17 protein-coding genes are annotated in these 18,172 nt (G+C 66.2%); 6 read left to right on the top strand and 11 right to left on the bottom strand.

Annotation, left to right across the window (positions count from 1 at the left end):
- Nucleotides 1-194 precede the first annotated feature (194 nt).
- Nucleotides 195-953, top strand: coding sequence for an alpha/beta fold hydrolase (locus ACNI3Q_RS10200; RefSeq protein ID WP_426276317.1), 759 nt, complete (start codon nucleotides 195-197; stop codon nucleotides 951-953).
- Between the two features lie 107 nt (nucleotides 954-1,060).
- On the opposite strand, the gene ntrX is transcribed toward ACNI3Q_RS10200, so the two are convergent.
- The 5 genes from ntrX to dusB form a co-directional block, all read right to left on the bottom strand.
- Nucleotides 1,061-2,440, bottom strand: coding sequence for a nitrogen assimilation response regulator NtrX (gene ntrX / locus ACNI3Q_RS10195; protein ID WP_426276315.1), 1,380 nt, complete (start codon nucleotides 2,438-2,440; stop codon nucleotides 1,061-1,063).
- 8 nt (nucleotides 2,441-2,448) lie between these two features.
- Nucleotides 2,449-4,680: a sensor histidine kinase NtrY-like gene (locus ACNI3Q_RS10190; RefSeq protein WP_426276313.1), complete on the bottom strand. Its 2,232-nt coding sequence runs from the start codon at nucleotides 4,678-4,680 to the stop codon at nucleotides 2,449-2,451.
- Nucleotides 4,681-4,770: 90 nt separating this feature from the next.
- The gene (ntrC, locus tag ACNI3Q_RS10185; RefSeq protein ID WP_426276311.1) at nucleotides 4,771-6,210 is read right to left on the bottom strand and encodes a nitrogen regulation protein NR(I); all 1,440 of its coding nucleotides are present in this window, start codon (nucleotides 6,208-6,210) and stop codon (nucleotides 4,771-4,773) included.
- Nucleotides 6,207-7,331 carry a two-component system sensor histidine kinase NtrB gene (locus ACNI3Q_RS10180; RefSeq protein ID WP_426276309.1) on the bottom strand — a complete coding sequence of 375 codons (1,125 nt, stop codon included), beginning with the start codon at nucleotides 7,329-7,331 and terminating at the stop codon, nucleotides 6,207-6,209. Before ACNI3Q_RS10180 ends, ntrC begins: the two co-directional genes overlap by 4 nt.
- Nucleotides 7,307-8,305 carry a tRNA dihydrouridine synthase DusB gene (gene dusB, locus ACNI3Q_RS10175; RefSeq protein WP_426276307.1) on the bottom strand — a complete coding sequence of 333 codons (999 nt, stop codon included), beginning with the start codon at nucleotides 8,303-8,305 and terminating at the stop codon, nucleotides 7,307-7,309. Before dusB ends, ACNI3Q_RS10180 begins: the two co-directional genes overlap by 25 nt.
- Nucleotides 8,306-8,396: 91 nt before the next feature.
- On the opposite strand from dusB, the gene ACNI3Q_RS10170 reads away from it, so the two are divergent.
- Nucleotides 8,397-9,560 (top strand): bifunctional 2-C-methyl-D-erythritol 4-phosphate cytidylyltransferase/2-C-methyl-D-erythritol 2,4-cyclodiphosphate synthase, encoded by a 1,164-nt coding sequence (locus ACNI3Q_RS10170; protein WP_426276305.1) that lies wholly within the window; start codon nucleotides 8,397-8,399, stop codon nucleotides 9,558-9,560.
- 3 nt (nucleotides 9,561-9,563) lie between these two features.
- A complete protein-coding gene (locus tag ACNI3Q_RS10165) occupies nucleotides 9,564-10,085 on the top strand; it encodes a CinA family protein (protein WP_260022144.1) in 522 nt (173 codons plus the stop codon).
- On the opposite strand, the gene ACNI3Q_RS10160 is transcribed toward ACNI3Q_RS10165, so the two are convergent.
- Both ACNI3Q_RS10160 and lipA read right to left on the bottom strand, forming a co-directional pair.
- On the bottom strand, nucleotides 10,025-10,507 hold the full coding sequence (locus ACNI3Q_RS10160; RefSeq protein WP_426276303.1) for a type II toxin-antitoxin system RatA family toxin: 483 nt from the start codon (nucleotides 10,505-10,507) through the stop codon (nucleotides 10,025-10,027). The two genes, ACNI3Q_RS10165 and ACNI3Q_RS10160, sit on opposite strands and share 61 nt — an antisense overlap.
- Nucleotides 10,508-10,511: 4 nt before the next feature.
- Nucleotides 10,512-11,450 carry a lipoyl synthase gene (lipA, locus tag ACNI3Q_RS10155; RefSeq protein ID WP_426276689.1) on the bottom strand — a complete coding sequence of 313 codons (939 nt, stop codon included), beginning with the start codon at nucleotides 11,448-11,450 and terminating at the stop codon, nucleotides 10,512-10,514.
- A 157-nt stretch (nucleotides 11,451-11,607) separates the two neighbouring features.
- Here lipA and ACNI3Q_RS10150 point away from each other — a divergent pair, with 157 nt between their 5' ends.
- Nucleotides 11,608-12,261, top strand: coding sequence for a carbonic anhydrase (locus tag ACNI3Q_RS10150; RefSeq protein WP_426276301.1), 654 nt, complete (start codon nucleotides 11,608-11,610; stop codon nucleotides 12,259-12,261).
- A 126-nt stretch (nucleotides 12,262-12,387) separates the two neighbouring features.
- Here ACNI3Q_RS10150 and ACNI3Q_RS10145 read toward each other — a convergent pair whose 3' ends face one another.
- From ACNI3Q_RS10145 to ACNI3Q_RS10130, 4 genes are read right to left on the bottom strand one after another with little or no spacing between them, the layout of a single operon-like run.
- Complete coding sequence (locus tag ACNI3Q_RS10145; protein WP_426276299.1) at nucleotides 12,388-13,260, bottom strand: PhzF family phenazine biosynthesis protein; 873 nt, start codon at nucleotides 13,258-13,260, stop codon at nucleotides 12,388-12,390.
- Nucleotides 13,257-14,039, bottom strand: coding sequence for a polyphosphate kinase 2 family protein (locus tag ACNI3Q_RS10140; RefSeq protein WP_426276687.1), 783 nt, complete (start codon nucleotides 14,037-14,039; stop codon nucleotides 13,257-13,259). The genes ACNI3Q_RS10145 and ACNI3Q_RS10140 overlap by 4 nt, the downstream gene beginning before the upstream one ends.
- A gap of 49 nt (nucleotides 14,040-14,088) precedes the next feature.
- A complete protein-coding gene (locus ACNI3Q_RS10135; protein ID WP_426276297.1) occupies nucleotides 14,089-15,411 on the bottom strand; it encodes an MFS transporter in 1,323 nt (440 codons plus the stop codon).
- Nucleotides 15,390-16,166, bottom strand: coding sequence for a 2-keto-4-pentenoate hydratase (locus ACNI3Q_RS10130; protein WP_426276295.1), 777 nt, complete (start codon nucleotides 16,164-16,166; stop codon nucleotides 15,390-15,392). Before ACNI3Q_RS10130 ends, ACNI3Q_RS10135 begins: the two co-directional genes overlap by 22 nt.
- Nucleotides 16,167-16,285: 119 nt before the next feature.
- On the opposite strand from ACNI3Q_RS10130, the gene ACNI3Q_RS10125 reads away from it, so the two are divergent.
- Together ACNI3Q_RS10125 and ACNI3Q_RS10120 are read left to right on the top strand one after the other, a co-directional pair.
- Nucleotides 16,286-17,308 (top strand): LacI family DNA-binding transcriptional regulator, encoded by a 1,023-nt coding sequence (locus ACNI3Q_RS10125; RefSeq protein WP_426276293.1) that lies wholly within the window; start codon nucleotides 16,286-16,288, stop codon nucleotides 17,306-17,308.
- Between the two features lie 174 nt (nucleotides 17,309-17,482).
- Complete coding sequence (locus ACNI3Q_RS10120; protein ID WP_426276291.1) at nucleotides 17,483-18,139, top strand: RpiB/LacA/LacB family sugar-phosphate isomerase; 657 nt, start codon at nucleotides 17,483-17,485, stop codon at nucleotides 18,137-18,139.
- The last annotated feature ends 33 nt before the right edge of the window (nucleotides 18,140-18,172 follow it).

Genomic DNA, 18,172 nt, shown 5'->3' with positions numbered 1-18,172 from the left:
CGCCCCCACGGCGTTCGGATCATCCGAATGTAGGGGGTGATGCGGGATGCGTCGAGGGGGTGGGTAAATTGGCGATGAGCCAGCACCGCCATACCGGCAATGCCATCGGTTCATCGCGTCGGTTCCGACCCCCATCAGGAACAAGGCAGCAGATGGAGCATTAGGGGCAAGTCAACCGCGAGGGAACAACCTCCATGCCAATCGCCATGAACCCGGTCACCGTCATGCATCGGGGCAGGACGCTGCGAGGTACGCATTATGGCAAGGCGGACGCCGAGCCGGTGGTGATTGCCCATGGGTTCAGCGACAGCAGGATCGGGCCGGGCAGGCTGATCGTCGATCTGGCGCGGACATTGGCGGGATCCGGTTTCGCCGTATGGGCATTTGACCGCGCCGGGCACGGCGAAAGCGACGGATCACTGGCCGATGTTTCGGTGCCGGACGAGATCGAGCAACTGGCGGCGATGCTGGCACTAGTTGGCGGTCACCCGCACCTGATCGGCCATTCGCTGGGCGGCATGGAACTGGCCACGCTGGCAGGCCGGATGCCCGATGCTGTAGCAACGCTGACGTTGATGGCCCCGGCGGCCGCCAGCGCGGACGATGTACGGCAGGGACGGGTATTGGGCCGTCCGGTCGATCCGCTGAAATCCGGTCAGTCGATCGATATCGACGGGCAGGCACTGGGCGCGGCGTTTGTCGAGGGGATGGCCGGATACGACCCTTATGCAGGGCTGGACGCCTTTGCCGGCCCAGTGTTTCTTCACCACGGCCTGGACGATGCCGTCGTGGCCCCTGCCTATTCGCAGCGCTATGCCGAGACGTTTCCCAACGCGCATCTCACTCATTATGCCGGGGCGGATCATAGCTGGGCAGCGCTTGGTCCACGCCGGACGCTGATCAACACCTGCGTCCGGCAACTTGCATCAGCGCGGCGCCCAGTCACCGGATGAACCCGGGCGGCGACGTTCCCTTGATGGTTGGCGCGCCGGATATTGCAGGCTCGATTTGGCGGCTGCCATGACCCTGTCATTGCGAAAGCCCTGTCCAGATCGGGGCCCTAATCCTCTCGCGTTTCGGCGATGCCGAGCAGTTTCAGTTTCCGGTGGAGGGCGGAGCGTTCCATGCCGATGAAGCTGGCGGTGCGGGAGATGTTGCCGGAGAAGCGGCGGATCTGGACGCGGAGATATTCGCGTTCGAACGTCTCGCGCGCCTCACGCAGCGGCGTGCCCATCATCATTGCGGCGCCCATGCCCATGTCGCCTTCGTCCGGGCCACGCAGCACCTCTGGCGGCAACAGGTCGATGTCGATGCGGGCGACGCGGCTGCCGGGGGCCAGGATGATGGTGCGTTCGACCACGTTGCGCAGCTGGCGGACATTGCCGGGCCAGTCATAGCTTTGCAGCGCGACCATCGCGTCGGGCGAAATCTGCGGCGTGGCGACGCGCCGTTCGCTGGCATAATGGGCGGTGTAATGTTCGACCAGCGGCGGAATATCCTCTCGCCGGTCGGACAGCGCCGGGATGGTCACCGGCACGACGTTGAGCCGGTAATAGAGATCCTCACGGAACCGGCCGGCCGCAATCTCCTCGGTCAGGTCGCGGGCGGTGGCGGACACGACGCGCACATCGACCTTGACCAGCCGCTGGCCGCCGACGCGCGTGAAGCTTTGATCCGTCAGGACGCGCAGGATGCGGGCCTGGGTTGCGACGGGCATGTCGGCGATCTCGTCCAGGAACAGCGTGCCGCCATGCGCCTGTTCCAGCAGGCCGGGGCGGACGAGCTGGCCGTTTTCCTCGACCCCGAACAGTTCTTCTTCCACCCGTTCCGGCGTCATCAGCGCGGCGGAAATGACGACGAAGGGCGCCTCTGCCCGCTGGCTCCAGCTGTGCAGCAGGCGGGCGGCGACTTCCTTGCCCACGCCGGGGCCGCCGGAAATGAGCACGCGGCTGCCGGTCGAGGCGACCCGCTTGAGCGTCGCGCGCACGCCGTTGATGGCGGCGGACGTGCCGGTCAGATCATCGTCGCGGCCGATCGAGGCGCGCAGGGACGCAACCTCGCGCCGCAGCCGTTCGGTTTCGGTGGCACGCTGGACGAGCAGGAGCAGGCGTTCCGCCTCGAACGGCTTTTCGATGAAGTCGGATGCGCCCCGGCGGATGGCGGCGACGGCGGTGTCGAGATTGCCATGGCCGGAAATGACGAGGACGGGGATGGACGGATCGCGCCGCTTGAGTTCGTCGAGCAGCTCAAGCCCGTCGAGGCGCGACCCCTGAAGCCAGACATCGAGCAGGACGAGCGAGGGGCGGCGGGCGGCGATCGCGTCCAGCGCGGCATCGCTGTCGGCCGCGCCGCGCGTTTCATACCCCTCATCCTCCAGCACGCCGGCGACCAGTTCGCGGATGTCCCGCTCATCGTCCACAACCAGAATATCAAGCTTCATCTTGTGTCCTAAGCGCCTGTTCGAGTGAGCCGCGGCGAGGGATCCTCGGTCGCGTTGCCCGGTTCTTCGCCCGCCAGCCCGGCCAGCAACTGAGGATCGAACCGAAGATTGACGATGGTGCCCCCGCCGGGATTGTCGGCAAAGGCCATGGTGCCGAAATGCTCCTCCACGATCTTTTTCACGATGGCGAGGCCAAGGCCGGTGCCGCGCGCGCGGGTGGTCATGTACGGTTCGATGATCCGGTCCCGCTCGACCGGCAGGCCGACGCCATTGTCGCTGACGGTGATTTCGACCGCATCGTCGGGATGGGCGATGGTCACCGCGATGCGGCCGGGGGGTGCATCGTCGGGCCGCGCCTCGATCGCTTCGACCGCGTTCTTGACGATGTTGGTCAGCGCCTGACCCAGCTGACGCCGGTCGCAGACGAGGGAGGCGGCAGGATCGGCCGCGTCGATGGAAAAGGCGATCTCGCCATGCGCGACCTCGTGCAGGAACACCGCCTGGCGCGCGATATCGACCAGCGCCTCGTCCCGGAACACGGGTTTCGGCATCCGGGCAAAGGAGGAAAACTCGTCCACCATTCGGCGCAGGTCGCCGACCTGCCGCACGATGGTTTCGGTCAGGCGGCCGAACACGCCGTCATCCTCCGCCAGTTGCCGGCCATAGCGGCGTTGCAGGCGTTCGGCAGCCAGCTGAATGGGGGTCAGCGGGTTCTTGATTTCATGCGCGATGCGCCGGGCGACGTCGGACCAGGCGGCGCGGCGCTGATCCAGCAGCTGCTGCGTGATATCGTCAAAGGTGAGGACGCGGCCATCCTCATCCCGGGTGATCTTGACCGCCAGCGTCCGCGCCTCGCCCGCCGCAACGATTTGAGCCACACCGTCGCGCGCGCCCTCTGCCACCAGCCGGTCGAGTTCCGGGGCGATGCCGGCCAGCGGCTGGCCGATGGCGGTCGCGGCATCGGTGCGCAGCAGATTCTGGGCCGAGGCATTGAGCAGGCGGACATGGCGGTGCTCGTCAATCGACACGATCCCCGCACTGACGCCGGACATCACCGCCTCGATCAGGGCGCGGCGCGATTCCAGTTCGGCATTGGCAGTGACCAGTGCGTTGGTCTGTTCCTGAAGCCGGCCCGTCATCTGGTTGAAGGCATTGGCCAGCGTGCCGATTTCGTCGTCGGAACGGACATCCGCGACGCGGGCATCCAGATCGCCGCCCGCGATCCGGCCCGCCGCATCGACCAGCGCCCCCACCGGCCGGACGAGCCGGTCCGCAACGGCAAGCGCCACGAACACGGCAAGCCCGACGATCAGCAACGACACGCCGATCAGCGCAAGGTTGAAATTGAGCTGAAGATCGCGCGACCGTTTTCGTAAGGCGCGGTAATCGGCGACCGCCGCCTCGGCCCGCTGTTTCCGGGCCATCAGCTCGCGCGCGCCGACCACGCGGCCAGAGGCAACGAAATAGGGCGTGCCGGGTACGGGCGCGAGCGAATCCACCCGTTCCCCGCTGACCCGAACGATGCTGGGCTTGCCCGCCTGAATCTCACGGACATCCTCTAGCCGGATGTTGCCGGCAAGGCCGCGCTCGTACGGATCGAGCAGGGCAAAGGTCAGGATTTCGCCCTGGGGCGACACGCTGAACACGATGGATTCGGCAAGGCTGCGCTGAAGAACGCTCTGGCCGAAGATGGTCACGAATTCGGGCGTGTCGAACCCGTAGCCGCTGGACAGGACGTTCGCGATATCCTTGGCCAGCGCAATGTTTTCCCGGTCCACCCAGCGGGTCATTTCGACATAGCTGTCGTTCGCGAGGCTGGCGGCGCGTTCGATCATGTCGCGGGCCCGATCGGAATACCAGAATTCGACGCCATACTGAAACAGGAGCGAGGCAAAGACCGTCACGAACAGCATCGGCACGCTGGCCAATACGGAAAACAGCGCGACGAGGCGGACATGCAGCCGACCCGAGCCACCGATCGGCGAACGGGCGGCACGGCTGCGCGCCACGCGGCGCCCGAGCAGCACCAGCAGCGCCATCCACGGGATCAGGTTGGCAACCAGCAGCAGCGCAACAACCGACGGGGAGAGCAGCGCCTCCGGCGTACCGCGGCGGACGACGGCATAGGTGACGCCAACCATGGCCAGCGCGGCGGCAAGCACGCCATATTCGATGAGCGGCGTCACGGCCCGCCCGAAACGCGTCTGTTGAGGTTCAGCGATCACGCCGGAATCCGCCATCGTGACATTGCTACAACAGGATCGTGGCAGAGAAAACACAGTATTTGCCGCGAGGGGCGGCGTCCCGCCCCAGCGGGATAGGGCGGGCGATCAGTCCCGGCCGGCCTTTCGGTCCTGAACCGGATCGAGGCCGATCTGATCCAGCCGCTTGCGCAGCGTGTTGCGGTTGATGCCGAGGACGCGGGCGGCGCGAACCTGATTCTGGCCGGTACGGGCCAGGATCGCCTGAAACAGCGGGCGTTCGACGGCGGCGATGAGCCGGTCATAGAGGCTGCCGTCCTGAAGCGCGGCCGGGTTTTCCATCGCCAGCCGGTCGAGCCAGCCAAGCACGGCCTGATCCACTCCGGCATCGGTGACCGGCGGCATCTGGGCCGGGGCATCGCCGAATGCGGCCTGAAGATCCGAAACGCCGATCACATCGTCCCGGCCAAGTGCGGCCAGGCGGCGCATCAGGTTTTCCAGTTCGCGCACATTGCCCGGCCAGTCATGCGCCTCCAGCAGCCGAAGCGCCTCTTCCCCCAGCCGCTTGTGCGGCAGGCCGGCATCGGCGGCGCGATCGAGGAAATGGCGGGCGAGTAGCGGCACATCCTGCCGCCGTTCGCGCAAGGGGGGCATGGCGATCGGCACGACGTTGAGCCGGTAGAACAGATCCTCGCGGAACTGACCGGCGGCGACCTGTTGCGCCAGGTCCTTGTTCGTTGCCGCGACGATGCGGACATCGGCGCGGATCAGGCGGGAGCCGCCGACCGTGGTAAATTCGCCCTGTTGCAGGACGCGCAGCAGCCGCGTCTGCGCCTCCATTGGCATGTCGCCGATTTCGTCCAGGAACAGCGTGCCGCCCGCCGCCTGTTCGAACCGGCCAGCCTGACGCGCCTGTGCCCCGGTAAAGGCGCCGCGTTCATGGCCGAACAGCTCCGCCTCAATCAGGTCGCGCGGGATGGCGGCGACGTTGATCGCGACAAAGGGCGAGCGACGGCGCGGGCCAAGATCGTGGATGGCGCGCGCCACCAGTTCCTTGCCCGTCCCGCTTTCGCCGGTGACCAGCACGGTCAGGTCGTTGGCGACGACGCGGGCGATCACGCGGTACACCTCCTGCATCGCCGCAGAGCGGCCGATCAGCGGCAGGGCGCGGTCGGCATCGTCGAGCGGATCGGCTGCCGCCCGTTCGCCCCGCGCCAGCGCACTGGCGATGGTCGCCGACAGCTGATCGAGGTCGAACGGCTTGGGCAGATAATCGAATGCCCCCGCCTCGTTCGCGCGGACGGCAGTGGACAGCGTGTTCTGTGCCGAAAAGACGATGATCGGCAGGTCCGGCACCTCTGCCCGCATCGCCGCCGCCATTTCGATCCCGTCGCCATCGGGCAGGACAACATCGGTCAGCAGCACATCGGGCCGACGCCGGGCAAAGGCGGCACGCATTTCGGCGAGCGAGGCCACCGCCTGCACCTCATGCCCCGCCCGTTTCAGCGATTGCGACACGACCATGCGGATCGCGGCGTCGTCATCGACGACCAGCACCGTACCGCTCATGCCGAAGCCCTGGGCAGCAGCAGGCGGAATACGGTCATCTCTGGCTCTCCCTCACGCGAATACTGGACGAAGCCGCCCATCTGGCCGATCAGTTTTTCGACGAGCGGCAGGCCCAGCCCCTTCCCCTCCCGCTTGCTGGACACGAACGGTTCGAACAGATGTTCGGCAATGTCGGCAGGCGCGCCGGGGCCGTTGTCCATCACCAGCAATTCGATGGGCAGCGGGACGCGCGGGCGGCCGCCACCCAGATTGACCGACATGCCATGGCGATAGGCGGTGGCCAGGATCAGCCGGGGATTGGCCGTCGTTTCAAGTGCTTCGGCCGCGTTCTTCATCAGGTTGATCAGCACCTGAACAAAGGCGTCGCCATCGATCAGCACGGGCGGCAGGGACGGATCGAAGCGTTCCTCGATCACCAGATGCCGGGCAAAACCGGCCTCTGCCACGTGGCGGGCATGGGCGAGCAGCGGATAGATGTTGGTGGGTTTCAAGACCGGCGGGCGAGTGTCGGTGAAATCCTGCATCCGGTCGATCAGCGCGGCGATCCGGTCAACCTCCGTCGTGATAAGGCGGGTGAGTTCGCCCTGGCTTTCCGTATCGCCGCCCGCGCTGCCCAGCAGCTGTGCCGCGCCGCGAATGCCGGACAGCGGATTCTTGATCTCGTGCGCCAGCATCGCAGCGGCACCGACGGCGGCGCGCGCCCCCGCGCTGCGATCCGCGGCCGGCCCGCGGCGGCGCGAGGCAGCGGCATGGGTGATGCTGACGATCCGCCAGCCGGGATGATCGGCGATCATCACTTCCTGAAAATCCGCGCGGATGCGGCCGCCGCGCCGCAGCGTCAGGTCGATATCGAACGCGGCGAACCCCCGCCCCTCACCCCGTTCCTGATACCCGTCCGGCAGGATGACGACCCCGTCCAGGCCATGGCCGCGCATCGACCGTTCGGACCGGTTGAGCATGTGTTCGGCCGCCGCGTTGGCATGGACGACATCGCCGCCCGGCCCGATCACCAGCGTTGCCACCGGATTGGCGGCGAACAGTTCGGCAAAGCCCGGGCCGGCCGGTGTCGGCACAGGCTCCGCCCGGACCAGCCGTTTCAGGCCGCCGCGCGGGAGCGCCATGGGGCGTAGAATTCGTCGATCATGCCCAGCACGACCTTGCCATCGGCTTCCTGATTGACGCGGTTGCGGAATTCCGCCGAGCCGTGCAGCCCGCGGGTGTACCAGCCGATATGCTTGCGCATCAGGTTGACGCCGGTGACGTTCCCGTAATGCTCGAGCATCATGTGGTAATGTTCGACGATCAGCGCGTGCTGTTCCTCCAGCGTGGGATCGGGCAGGCGGCGGCCATCGGCGAACCAGGCCATCATCTGATTGAGCAGCCAGGGTTTGCCATAGCTGCCCCGGCCGATCATGATGCCGTCGGCGCCGGATTGTTCCAGCGCGGTTTCCGCATCCTCGATCGTGCAGATATCGCCATTGACGATGACGGGCAGGTCGATCGCATCCTTTACCCGCCGGACAAAGGCCCAGTCGGCATGGCCCTTGTACATCTGATTCCGGGTGCGGCCGTGGACGGTGATCATCCTGGCACCCAGATCCTGCGCGATGCGGGCCAGTTCGGGAGCATTCAGGCTGGCATGATCCCAGCCCATGCGCATCTTGACCGTGACGGGCACCTTCACCGCCTTGACCACCGCCTCGATCAGGCTGGCGGCGAGCGGCAGATCGCGCATCAGTGCCGAACCGGCATCGCCGTTCGTCACCTTTCGCACCGGACAGCCCATGTTGATGTCGACGATCGCCGCCCCGCGATCCTCGCTGAGCTTTGCCGCCTCGCCCATTTCATAGGGGGTGCAGCCGACCAGCTGCATCGACACCGGCTCCTCGGACGGATCCCATGCGGCCTTTTGCAGCGATTGACGCGTTTCGCGGATCGCGGCCTGGCTGGCGATCATCTCGGTCACGTTGAGGCCGGAGCCATAGCGACGGACAAGCGTGCGGAACGGCAGGTCACTGACGCCGGTCATCGGCGCCAGCAGCACCGGCTGGTCGATCCGCACCGGGCCGACATGGATAGGAGCGAGTTTCTGCATGGAATGTGCCTAAATTTCGGGCAGCAGATACGCGAACCACCGGCGTCGCGCAAGGCTGGCGGCGGACGCGCGGCTGGGCTAACCGGGCGCGATGAAGCAGGGGCCGGTCATCGCCATCATCGTTGCCGCCGGATCGGGAAGCCGGTCCGGGTTGAGCCTGCCCAAGCAGTTCGCGCCGGTGGCCGGGCGGGCGATGATAGCGCACAGTCATGCGGCGCTGGCGGCGCATCCGGGGGTGGACCGCGTGGTCTGCGTGATCGGCGCGGAGCAGCAGGCGATGCTGGCCGAGGCGGTCGGGGCGGATGCCGCATGGACGACCGGCGGGGCGACGCGGCGGGAATCGGTTGCGGCGGGGCTGGAGTGGATCGCGGCCAATGGCGGGGCGGCGCGGGTGCTGGTGCATGATGCGGCGCGGCCGTTCCTCTCGGATGCGGTGATCGACCGGCTGTTGGCGGCGCTGGAGGAGGCGGAGGGGGCGATCCCCGCCCTGCCCGTTGCGGACACGCTGGCGCGCGGGCCGGAGCTGCTGGGCGAGGTCGTGCCGCGCGACGCATTGATGCGGGTGCAGACGCCGCAGGCGTTCCGGCTGGACGCGCTGGTCGAGGCGCATCGCTGCTGGCCGGCGGCGGCCGAGGCGACCGACGATGCCCAGATGGTGCGTGCGATCGGCGGCACGGTGCGGATCGTGCCGGGCGAACGCGCGCTGGAAAAATTCACTCATGCCGAGGATTTTGCGATGAGCCAGACCCCCGCCCTGCCCGCCTGGGTCAGCCGCAGCGCCACAGGATATGACGTCCACCGGCTGGCCGCTGGCGAGGAATTGTGGCTGGGCGGCGTGCTGATCCCGCATGACAAGGGGCTGGCGGGGCACAGCGATGCCGATGTCGCGCTGCACGCCATCACCGATGCGCTGCTGGGCACCATCGGCGCGGGCGATATCGGGATGCATTTCCCGCCCAGCGACCCGCAATGGCGCGGGGCCAATTCGGCGCAGTTCCTGGAGCACGCCGCATCGCTGGTCCGTGCGGCGGGCGGGATCATCGATTTCGTCGACCTGACCCTGATCTGCGAGGCGCCGAAGATCGGCCCGCATCGGGACAGCATGCGCGAACGGATCGCGGCGCTGTTGCAGCTTGCGCCCGGCGCGGTTAGCGTGAAGGCAACAACGACAGAGCGGCTGGGCTTTACCGGTCGCGGCGAGGGGATCGCCGCCATGGCCTGTGCCACCATTACCCTGCCCCGGACCCAAGGCTGACGCATGGACACCCTGTTGCCCCCCGAACTGGTCGAGCGCGCGCGCGCGGTGATCGTGGCGAACCGGACCGCCGGGCGGACCATCGCGCTGGCCGAAAGCTGCACCGGCGGGCTGGTGGCGGCGGCGCTGACCGAGATACCGGGATCTTCGGACGTGCTGATGGGCAGCCTGGTCACCTATTCCAACGACGCCAAGATGGACTTGCTGGGCGTCAGCCTGGACGTGCTGGAAACGTTCGGTGCGGTGTCGGTGGCGACGGCATGGAGCATGGCGCAGGGCGCGCTGAAGAAGACCGGCGCATCGGTCGCCGTGGCGATTACCGGCATTGCCGGGCCGGGCGGCGGGACGGCGAAGAAGCCCGTCGGCACGGTGGTGTTCGCCCGCGCGGACCGCAGCGCCGATCCCAATCAGGTGGTGGCCGATTCGCGCCTGTTCGACGGCGAAGGGCGCGGTGCCATCCGCCTTCAGGCGGCGTTGTGCGCGCTGGAGCTGTTGATGCCGCCCGGCGTTGATCCTGCGCCGTAAAGCGCGGCTGCCCGTTCCTCGAACGCGCCGATCATCTTGCGCAGCGCCCGGTCGAACACTTGGCCCGCCAGCATTTCGAACACGCGGTTCTTGAACTGAAAATCCACGGTGAAATCGACAAGGCAGCCGCCCTTTCCATCGGGGCGGAAGCGCCAGTCGTTATGCAGATATTTCAGCGGGCCATCGACATAATCGACATGGACGCTGTCGGGCCGCAGCTTTTTCACCCGCGAGGTAAAGGTTTCGCGCAGCCCCTTGAACCCCACGATCATGTCAGCGACCATTTCGGTATCGCTGTCCGACCGCACGCGGATCGCGCTGACCCAGGGCAGGAATTCCGCATATCGGCCGACATCCGCGACCAGCGTGAACATCTGATCGGGGGTATAGGGCAAGGCGCGGGTTTCGGTGTGCTTGGGCATCCGGTCAGCCGCGGGCCAGCCGAGCCTCCCGCGCGGCGCGCAGCCGGGCGAAATCGTCGCCGGCATGATAGCTGGAGCGGGTGAGCGGCGAGGAAGCGACGAGCAGGAACCTCTTGGCCCGCGCGATGGAGGCATAGGCGTCGAACGCCTGCGGCGTCACGAAATCCATCACCTTGGCATGGCGCGGCGTCGGCTGAAGATACTGGCCCATGGTCAGGAAATCGATGTCGGCAGACCGCATGTCGTCCATCACCTGATGCACCTCCATCCGTTCCTCGCCCAGCCCGAGCATGATGCCCGATTTGGTGAAGATCGACGGATCAAGGCGCTTGACCGTTTCGAGGAGGCGCAGCGAGGCATAATAGCGCGCGCCCGGCCGGATCGTGGGATAGAGCCGCGGGACGGTTTCCAGATTGTGGTTATAGACGTCCGGCCGCGCGGCCACGATCGCCTCGATCGCGGCCTCTGCCTTGTTGCGGAAATCGGGCGTCAGGATTTCGATAGTGGTATTCGGCGTGTTCCGGCGCAGCGCCTCGATCACCTTCACGAACTGGCTGGCGCCGCCATCGGGCAGGTCGTCGCGGTCGACCGAGGTGATGACGATATGTTCAAGCCCCATCTTGGCCGCCGCAACCGCGACATGTTCCGGCTCAAGCGGATCGACCTTGCGCGGCATCCCGGTCTTGACGTTGCAGAACGCGCAGGCACGGGTGCACACATCACCCAGGATCATCACCGTCGCGTGCTTTTTGGTCCAGCATTCGCCGATGTTCGGGCACGCCGCCTCCTCGCACACCGTGGCGAGGTTGAGGTCGCGCATCAGCTTTCGCGTTTCGGCATAACCGGGCGAGGTTGGCGCCTTGACCCGGATCCAGTCGGGTTTGCGCTGACGCGGCTCGACAGCAGGCGGAATCGGGCGGGCCACGGGCGTCGGATCGTTCATGCTGCGCGAAATAGCGATGGCCGCCCGCCAGCACAACAGGGGCATCGGTTGCATCCATTGCAGTCATAGATGCACGCTATGACATTCCGCCCTTTCATTCGATGAGCTATCGTCCGACGTGGGGGGCTGAAACATCGCAACGATGAAGGGAGCCCGGATGACCTATTTCAACGACCTGCTCGACGGATATCAACGGTTTCGCACGGCGGATTACCGCCGCCAGCATGAACGCTGGGCGCAGCTGAAGGAGGGCCAGGCGCCGAAGGTGATGGTGATCGGATGCGCCGATAGCCGCGTCGAGCCGTCGCAGATTTTCGACACCCTGCCCGGCGAAATCTTTGTCGTGCGCAACGTCGCCAACCTGGTCCCGCCGTACGAGACGACGCCGGGCCATCACGGCGTGTCGGCCGCGCTGGAATTCGCCGTCACCAAGCTGGGTGTCGAGGAAATCGTCGTGGTCGGCCATGGCAAGTGCGGCGGTGCGCACGCCGCGCTGACCGAGATGTTCCATGACGCCGAACGCGGCGATGGCGGGTTCGTCCATGACTGGGTCAGCCTGCTGGACGGCGCACGCGAAAGGGTGAAGGCGAAGTTCGGCGACAGCCCGAACCTGGGCCGCGAGATGGAGCTGGAGACGGTTCGCACGTCGCTGGCCAACCTGATGACCTTTCCCTTCGTCAAGTCGCGGGTCGAGGCCGGCACGCTGAAGCTGCACGGCGCCTATTTCGCGATCACCGACGGCGAATTGTGGACGATGGGCGAGGATGGCGAGTTCGTATCCCAGCTGAAGACTTCGCCCGCGCTGGCATAATGACAAGGGGGGGCGGCTTGCCCGTCCCCCTACCCTCGCACAAGCCGAGCAGGTTGCGAGACGATGCCCTGTCCGTCGTAAAAGGCAGCGTGCTTCGACAGGCTCAGCACGAGCGGGGCCGGGGTGTCACTGGCCAGCCTGTATAGCGGTCGTCCGATGACCCTCGAAACAGGTCACGGCGCGGCCGCAGATCCAGGTGACATCCCCGGCATAGCGGACGAAGACCCGCCCATCGCGGCCAATGACCGTCCCCTGCCGCGCGACATAATCGCCCGACACATAGCCCGCCTGTTTCAGCCACAAGGCGGCCGCGGCGTTGAAGCTGCCCGTGACCGGATCCTCGATCAGCATACCGGCCGCATCGGTGAACAGGGTGCGGATTTCCCAATCCGCCGGGCCACCGGGCGCGTGCCGCCCGATCAGACCGAATTCTGCCCGCGTGCCCAGCGCCCGCACCGGATCGACCGCCAGCACGGCATCGGCATCGCGCAGGATCAGGCCCAGCCAGCCGGGACCATTGTCAGCCCATGCCACTGCCTCCACCTGTTCGGCATCAAGGCGCAGGATCGCCAGCGCGCGGGCCAGCACGTCGCCATCGACCGGGCCGGACCGGATTAGCGGCGGCGCGGCAAAGCCGATGGTATCGCCGAACTGCGCCAGCTCAACCAGGCCGATGCCGCATTGCTGGACGATGCGCCCGGCCCCCTTTGGCACGCCGCCCATTGCTGTCCAGGCATGACAGGCCCCCAGCGTCGGATGCCCGGCAAAGGGCAATTCGCGGTCCAGCGTGAAGATGCGCACCCGGTAATCCGCCGCCGGATCATCGGGCGGCAGCAGGAACGCGGTTTCGGACAGGTTGAACCAGCGGGTAATGTCCTGAAGCGTCGCGGTGTCGGCATCGCGTTCCAGCCGCAGGACGGGCAGCGGGTTGCCGGTGAACGGCCCGTTGGCGAACACATCGACCATCACGAAATCGCGCACGATATCCTGCATCGTCATGCAGCCTTTCCAGTCAGCGCCGCACGGGCCATCGCATCGAACCCCGGATCGACGGGCGGCGGGTCCATCGGCACATTTGCCTCCAGCCGGTCCGCGATCGCGGTCAGCGCGGCGATGCGGCCTGCCTTGCGGTTGTTGCCATCGATCACCGTCCAGGGTGCCCAGCGGCTGTGCGTGCGGGCGAACATGTCGTGGATCGCGTCCAGATATTCGGGGCGGCGGGCGCGGTTGCGATAATCATCCGGGCCGGTTTTCCAGCGTTTCCACGGATCGTCCAGCCGCTCGGCAAATTCCTTGTCCTGTTTTGCCTGGGTGATGTGGACGAACAGCTTGACCAGCGTGGTGCCGCAATCGGTCTGCTGCGCCTCGAACTCGTTGATTTCGTCATAGCCGCGCTGCCATTCGGCCTCCGTCGCATAGCGTTCGACGCGTTCCACCAGCACGCGGCCGTACCAGGTGCGGTCGAAGACATGGATGTGACCGGGGCCCGGCACCCGCGTCCAGAAGCGATAGAGGAAATGCCGGCCCTGTTCCAACGGGGTGGGGGCGGCGATGGGGTGCACTTCGAACCAGCGCGGGTCGAGATTGGCGGTCATCGCCTTGATGATCCCGCCCTTGCCGGCGGCGTCCCACCCCTCGATCGCGACGATCGCCTTTCGCTTGTGCAGGATGTGCGCGACCTGAATGCGTTCCAGCCGGTCCTGCAGCGCCTTCAGCGCCGCCGCATATTCCCCGTCGAATTCGGCCCCGGTTTCGTAATCGGACAGTTGGAACATCAGCGCCTCCCGCGCCATCCCCTAGCATGAATGGCGCGGGCGCGCGAAGCGGTCAGCCGATCCGTACCGGCGCAAGTCGCGGGGAAAGCAGGTGGATCATCCCGACGGCCAGGAAATAGACGACGGTGCAGCAGGCAAAGATCACCGTGTAATTGCCGCCCGTGGCATCAAGGACAAGGCCGGTGGATTTGGCCATAATCATGCCGCCCACGCCGCCGGCAAAACCGCCAAGGCCGATCACCGATCCCACCGCCCGTTTCGGAAACATGTCCGGCGGGACGGCGAGCAGGTTCGACGAAAACGCCTGATGCCCCGCCAGCGCCAGGCCGATCAGGCCGACCGCCAGCCACATGTTTTCCAGTCCCGACACGAACAGCAGCGGCAGGACGCACAGGCCAGCCAGGATCATCGTCGTCTTTCGCGCGACATTGGGGGTGCGGCCCGACTGGATCAGGCGGGACGACAGCCAGCCGCCCGCGATGCTGCCCACATCGGACAGCAGATACATCACGATCATCGGCAGCAGCACGACCTTGAGATCGACGTTGTAGGTGCTGCTGAAATATTTCGGCAGCCAGAACAGCATCAGGAACCAGACCGGATCGGTCAGGAACTTTGCGCTGGCAAAGGCCCATGCCTCCCGCGTGCGGACGACCTGACCCCAGCCCAGCTTTTCGATGCATTCCGGCGGATCATGTTCGATCCAGGCGAGTTCCGCCTCGCTGACCTGTCCCGCCTTTTCGCGCGGATTGCTGTACCACCACAGCCACAGCATCATCAGCACCGCGCCGAAGATGCCGGTATAGAAAAACGTCTCGCGCCAGCCAAAGCCCAGGAAGGTCATGAACAGCCACAGCGTCGGCGCGGTCAGGATAACGCCGATCGTCGTCGCGGAATTGACCCAGCCAATGGCATAGGCGCGTTCCTTTTGCGGGAACCATTCGCTGCTGGCGCGGACGACCGAGGGGAAATGCCCCGCCTCCCCCACGCCCAGCACGACGCGGGCGGCCATGAACGCACCGACGGATGAGGCAAAGCCATGGGCGACATGGCCGATGGTCCACACACCGATGGCGATGGCATAGCCGATCTTTGGCCCGAACCGGTCGACCAGCCAGCCCATGAGCAGAAAGCCCAGGGCATAGGCCGCCTGAAACGCGGTGACGATGTTGCCATAGTCATTTTCGTTCCAGCCAAGCTCGTCGCCCAGCATCGGGGCCAGCAGGCCCAGCATGGTGCGGTCAATGTAATTGACCGTGGTGGCGCAGAACAGCAGCGCGATGATCGACCAGCGGACACGGCCGCTGCGGCGGACGGGCGGCGCGCCCGCTTCGATCGGGGCAACGCCGGCGGTCATGCCGCGACGATCGTGCAATCGACCGTCATGTCGGCAAAGGCTGCCGTCACATGCTGGCCCGGGCGGACGGGATGAACGCCGGTCACGGCCCCCGACGAAATCCATTGTCCCGGGTGGACAGCGATCCCGCGCCGGGCGAGCGTGCCGAACAGGAATGCAGCCGCGCCGATCGGCCCGTCCAGCATCGTGCGCGCGCTTGCGCTGCCCGCCACTTCGCCATCGATGCGCAGTTCGACCGGCCAGTCAAAAAAGCCGCCATCGCGCCAGTCGGGTACGGGTGCGCCAATCACCATGCCGTGGTTATTGCCAAAATCGGAGATGGTGACCAGCGGGCCGAGCGCATTGATGCCCGGAAAGGGCGAGCTGGCGATTTCGATGCCGATATGCACCGCATCCAGCAAGGCGGCGGCCTCTTCATGCGTGAAATCGGTCTTGCCCGGTTCGGGCGCGGCAGCGATGCGCAGCAGATATTCCGCCTCTGCTGCGGCAAACCCGTGTTCAAAGACGGGCATGGCGCACCCGTCCCCCTCGACCACCGTGCCGGCGAAGATCGGCCCTTCCAGCCGGTCGCGGCCCAGCACCTGGTCCATCGGCGGCGGAATCTTGCCCACTTTCCAGCCGGCGACCGGGGTATCGACCAGCGACAGGGCAAAATCCTGAATCGCGTGCGCGTCGGCCAGGCTGGCCGGCAGTGCGCCGGGATATTCGGCCAGCGCGCGGCGCTCACGGCGTGCAGCGACAAATGCGCGCGCAATGGCTTCACCCATGTGCATCAGACGCCCCCTCCTCATTTTCATCTGGCGTTACAAGAGGGGTATATGCAGACACCGGTGTCAATGACAAGTAGGGCGCATTGGCCTTTGCGACAGGCGGCGTTATGGTCGGCAGTGAAATGAAGAAAACCAGTCAATCGACGATCAACGATGTCGCCCGCGAAGCCGGGGTGTCGAAAAAGACAGTCAGCCGCGTCATCAACCAGTCCCCCCTGCTGAACGCCGAAACGCGCGAGCGGGTGGAGGCAGTGATCGCGCGGCTGGGCTATATCCCCAATCCCCAGGCACGGGCGCTGGCCCTGCGGCGCAATTTCCTGATCGGGCTGATCCACGACAACCCCAATCCGCACATGGTGCTGAACGTGCAGCAGGGGCTGCTGGAGGTGCTGCGCGATACGGAATTCGAACTGATCGTCCATCCGGTGGATCGCGGATCGCCGACGATGCTGGATGACATCCACCGGTTTCTGGAACGGCAGCGCCCCTATGGCGTCATGCTGTTGCCGCCGATTTCGGAGCATGATTCGCTGGCCGCGCTGTGTGCGGGGATCGGCACGCGCTATGTACGGATGGGGTCGGCAGCGTTCGACGATGCCCAGCACATGGTGGCATCGAACGACCGCGAAGCGGTGCGCGGGGCGGTCGATTACCTGATCGATGCGGGGCATCGCCGGATCGGGTTCGTCCATGGGCCGATCGGGTTCCGGTCGGCATCCGAACGGGCCGAGGGGTATCTGAGCGCGATGGAGGCCGCGGGCATCGGCGTCCAGCGGACCTATATGGCGCAGGGCGATTACACGTTCGAATCCGGGATGCGCGCGGCCGAGCGGCTGCTTGACCTGTCGCCCCGCCCGACCGCGGTATTCTGTTCCAACGACGCCATGGCGGCGGGCGTGCTGCACACCGCGCGGCAACGGGGGCTGGAGGTGCCGCGCGACCTGTCCATCGTCGGGTTCGACGATACGACCATCGCGTCCTATCTGTGGCCGCCGCTGACGACGGTGCGCTGGCCGATCGCGACCATGGCGCGGGCCGCGGCGCTGAAACTGATCAGCGATGGAGAGGCGCCGGCGGACAAGGGCGATTCGCTGTTCGTGTCGACGCTGATCCGGCGCGCATCGGTGGCCGCGCCGGCGGAATGATCGTGGCATATCGGCGGGATCCGGGCCGATCCGCCGCTCAGCATTGCCCATGATCTTGCGCTGAAACCTGACACCGGTTACCAGCTGGGCGGTAAGGCCGGAAGCTGATAGCAGCCAATGGACGGCGCGCCGCGGGCAACCCAATCGCGCGGATCACATAAGGGACCATCGGACATGAAGATCGCATTGATCATTGAGAACAGCCAGGCGGCGAAGAGCGGTGTGGTATATGAGGCGCTGAGCGAGGTTGCGGGCGGTTTCGGGCATGAGGTGTTTCACTATGGCATGTACGCGCCGGAGGATAAGGCGTCGCTGACCTATGTGATGAACGGGTTGCTGGCGGGCATCCTGCTGAACAGCGGTGCGGCGGATTTCGTGGTGACCGGATGCGGCACGGGCATGGGATCGATGCTGGCGGCCAATGCGATGCCGGGGGTGTTCTGCGGCCTGGTGATCGACCCGACCGATGCGTTCCTGTTCGGCCAGATCAATGACGGCAACGCGATCTCGATGCCCTATTCCAAGGGGTTCGGCTGGGCGGCCGAGCTGAACCTGCGCGATGTCTATGCCAAGCTGTTCGACGGCGAGCGCGGCCTTGGCTATCCGCGCGAGCGGGCCGAGATCATGCGCCGGAACCGCGGCATCCTGAAGGATCTGAAGGCGGTGACCTGCACTGACATGCTGACCGTGCTCAAGAACGTCGATCAGGACCTGCTGCGCGCCACCATCGCGGGCGAGCGGTTCCAGGAGTATTTCTTCGCCAACGCCACCGATGCCGCGATCAGCGATTACCTCAAGCAGGTGCTGGCCGCAGAGCCTGCCCTGTCGTGATCCGGTTGTCCTGATTCCCGCGTCCTGATCCCT

Source organism: Sphingomonas eleionomae, from assembly GCF_049889035.1.
Lineage (GTDB): Bacteria > Pseudomonadota > Alphaproteobacteria > Sphingomonadales > Sphingomonadaceae > Sphingomonas.
The sequence above is the reverse complement of the archived record's forward strand: the minus strand, read 5'-3'. Positions and strand labels throughout refer to the sequence as shown.

Coding starts and splice junctions, on each gene's coding strand:
- lipA (WP_426276689.1), bottom strand. CDS start 11,450: ATGAACGATCCGACGCCCGTGGCCCGCCCGATTCCGCCTGCTGTCGAG.
- ACNI3Q_RS10200 (WP_426276317.1), top strand. CDS start 195: ATGCCAATCGCCATGAACCCGGTCACCGTCATGCATCGGGGCAGGACG.
- ACNI3Q_RS10150 (WP_426276301.1), top strand. CDS start 11,608: ATGACCTATTTCAACGACCTGCTCGACGGATATCAACGGTTTCGCACG.
- dusB (WP_426276307.1), bottom strand. CDS start 8,305: ATGCAGAAACTCGCTCCTATCCATGTCGGCCCGGTGCGGATCGACCAG.
- ntrX (WP_426276315.1), bottom strand. CDS start 2,440: ATGAAGCTTGATATTCTGGTTGTGGACGATGAGCGGGACATCCGCGAA.
- ACNI3Q_RS10165 (WP_260022144.1), top strand. CDS start 9,564: ATGGACACCCTGTTGCCCCCCGAACTGGTCGAGCGCGCGCGCGCGGTG.
- ACNI3Q_RS10120 (WP_426276291.1), top strand. CDS start 17,483: ATGAAGATCGCATTGATCATTGAGAACAGCCAGGCGGCGAAGAGCGGT.
- ACNI3Q_RS10190 (WP_426276313.1), bottom strand. CDS start 4,680: ATGGCGGATTCCGGCGTGATCGCTGAACCTCAACAGACGCGTTTCGGG.
- ACNI3Q_RS10180 (WP_426276309.1), bottom strand. CDS start 7,331: ATGGCGCTCCCGCGCGGCGGCCTGAAACGGCTGGTCCGGGCGGAGCCT.
- ACNI3Q_RS10130 (WP_426276295.1), bottom strand. CDS start 16,166: ATGCACATGGGTGAAGCCATTGCGCGCGCATTTGTCGCTGCACGCCGT.
- ACNI3Q_RS10160 (WP_426276303.1), bottom strand. CDS start 10,507: ATGCCCAAGCACACCGAAACCCGCGCCTTGCCCTATACCCCCGATCAG.
- ACNI3Q_RS10145 (WP_426276299.1), bottom strand. CDS start 13,260: ATGACGATGCAGGATATCGTGCGCGATTTCGTGATGGTCGATGTGTTC.
- ACNI3Q_RS10125 (WP_426276293.1), top strand. CDS start 16,286: ATGAAGAAAACCAGTCAATCGACGATCAACGATGTCGCCCGCGAAGCC.
- ACNI3Q_RS10170 (WP_426276305.1), top strand. CDS start 8,397: ATGAAGCAGGGGCCGGTCATCGCCATCATCGTTGCCGCCGGATCGGGA.
- ntrC (WP_426276311.1), bottom strand. CDS start 6,210: ATGAGCGGTACGGTGCTGGTCGTCGATGACGACGCCGCGATCCGCATG.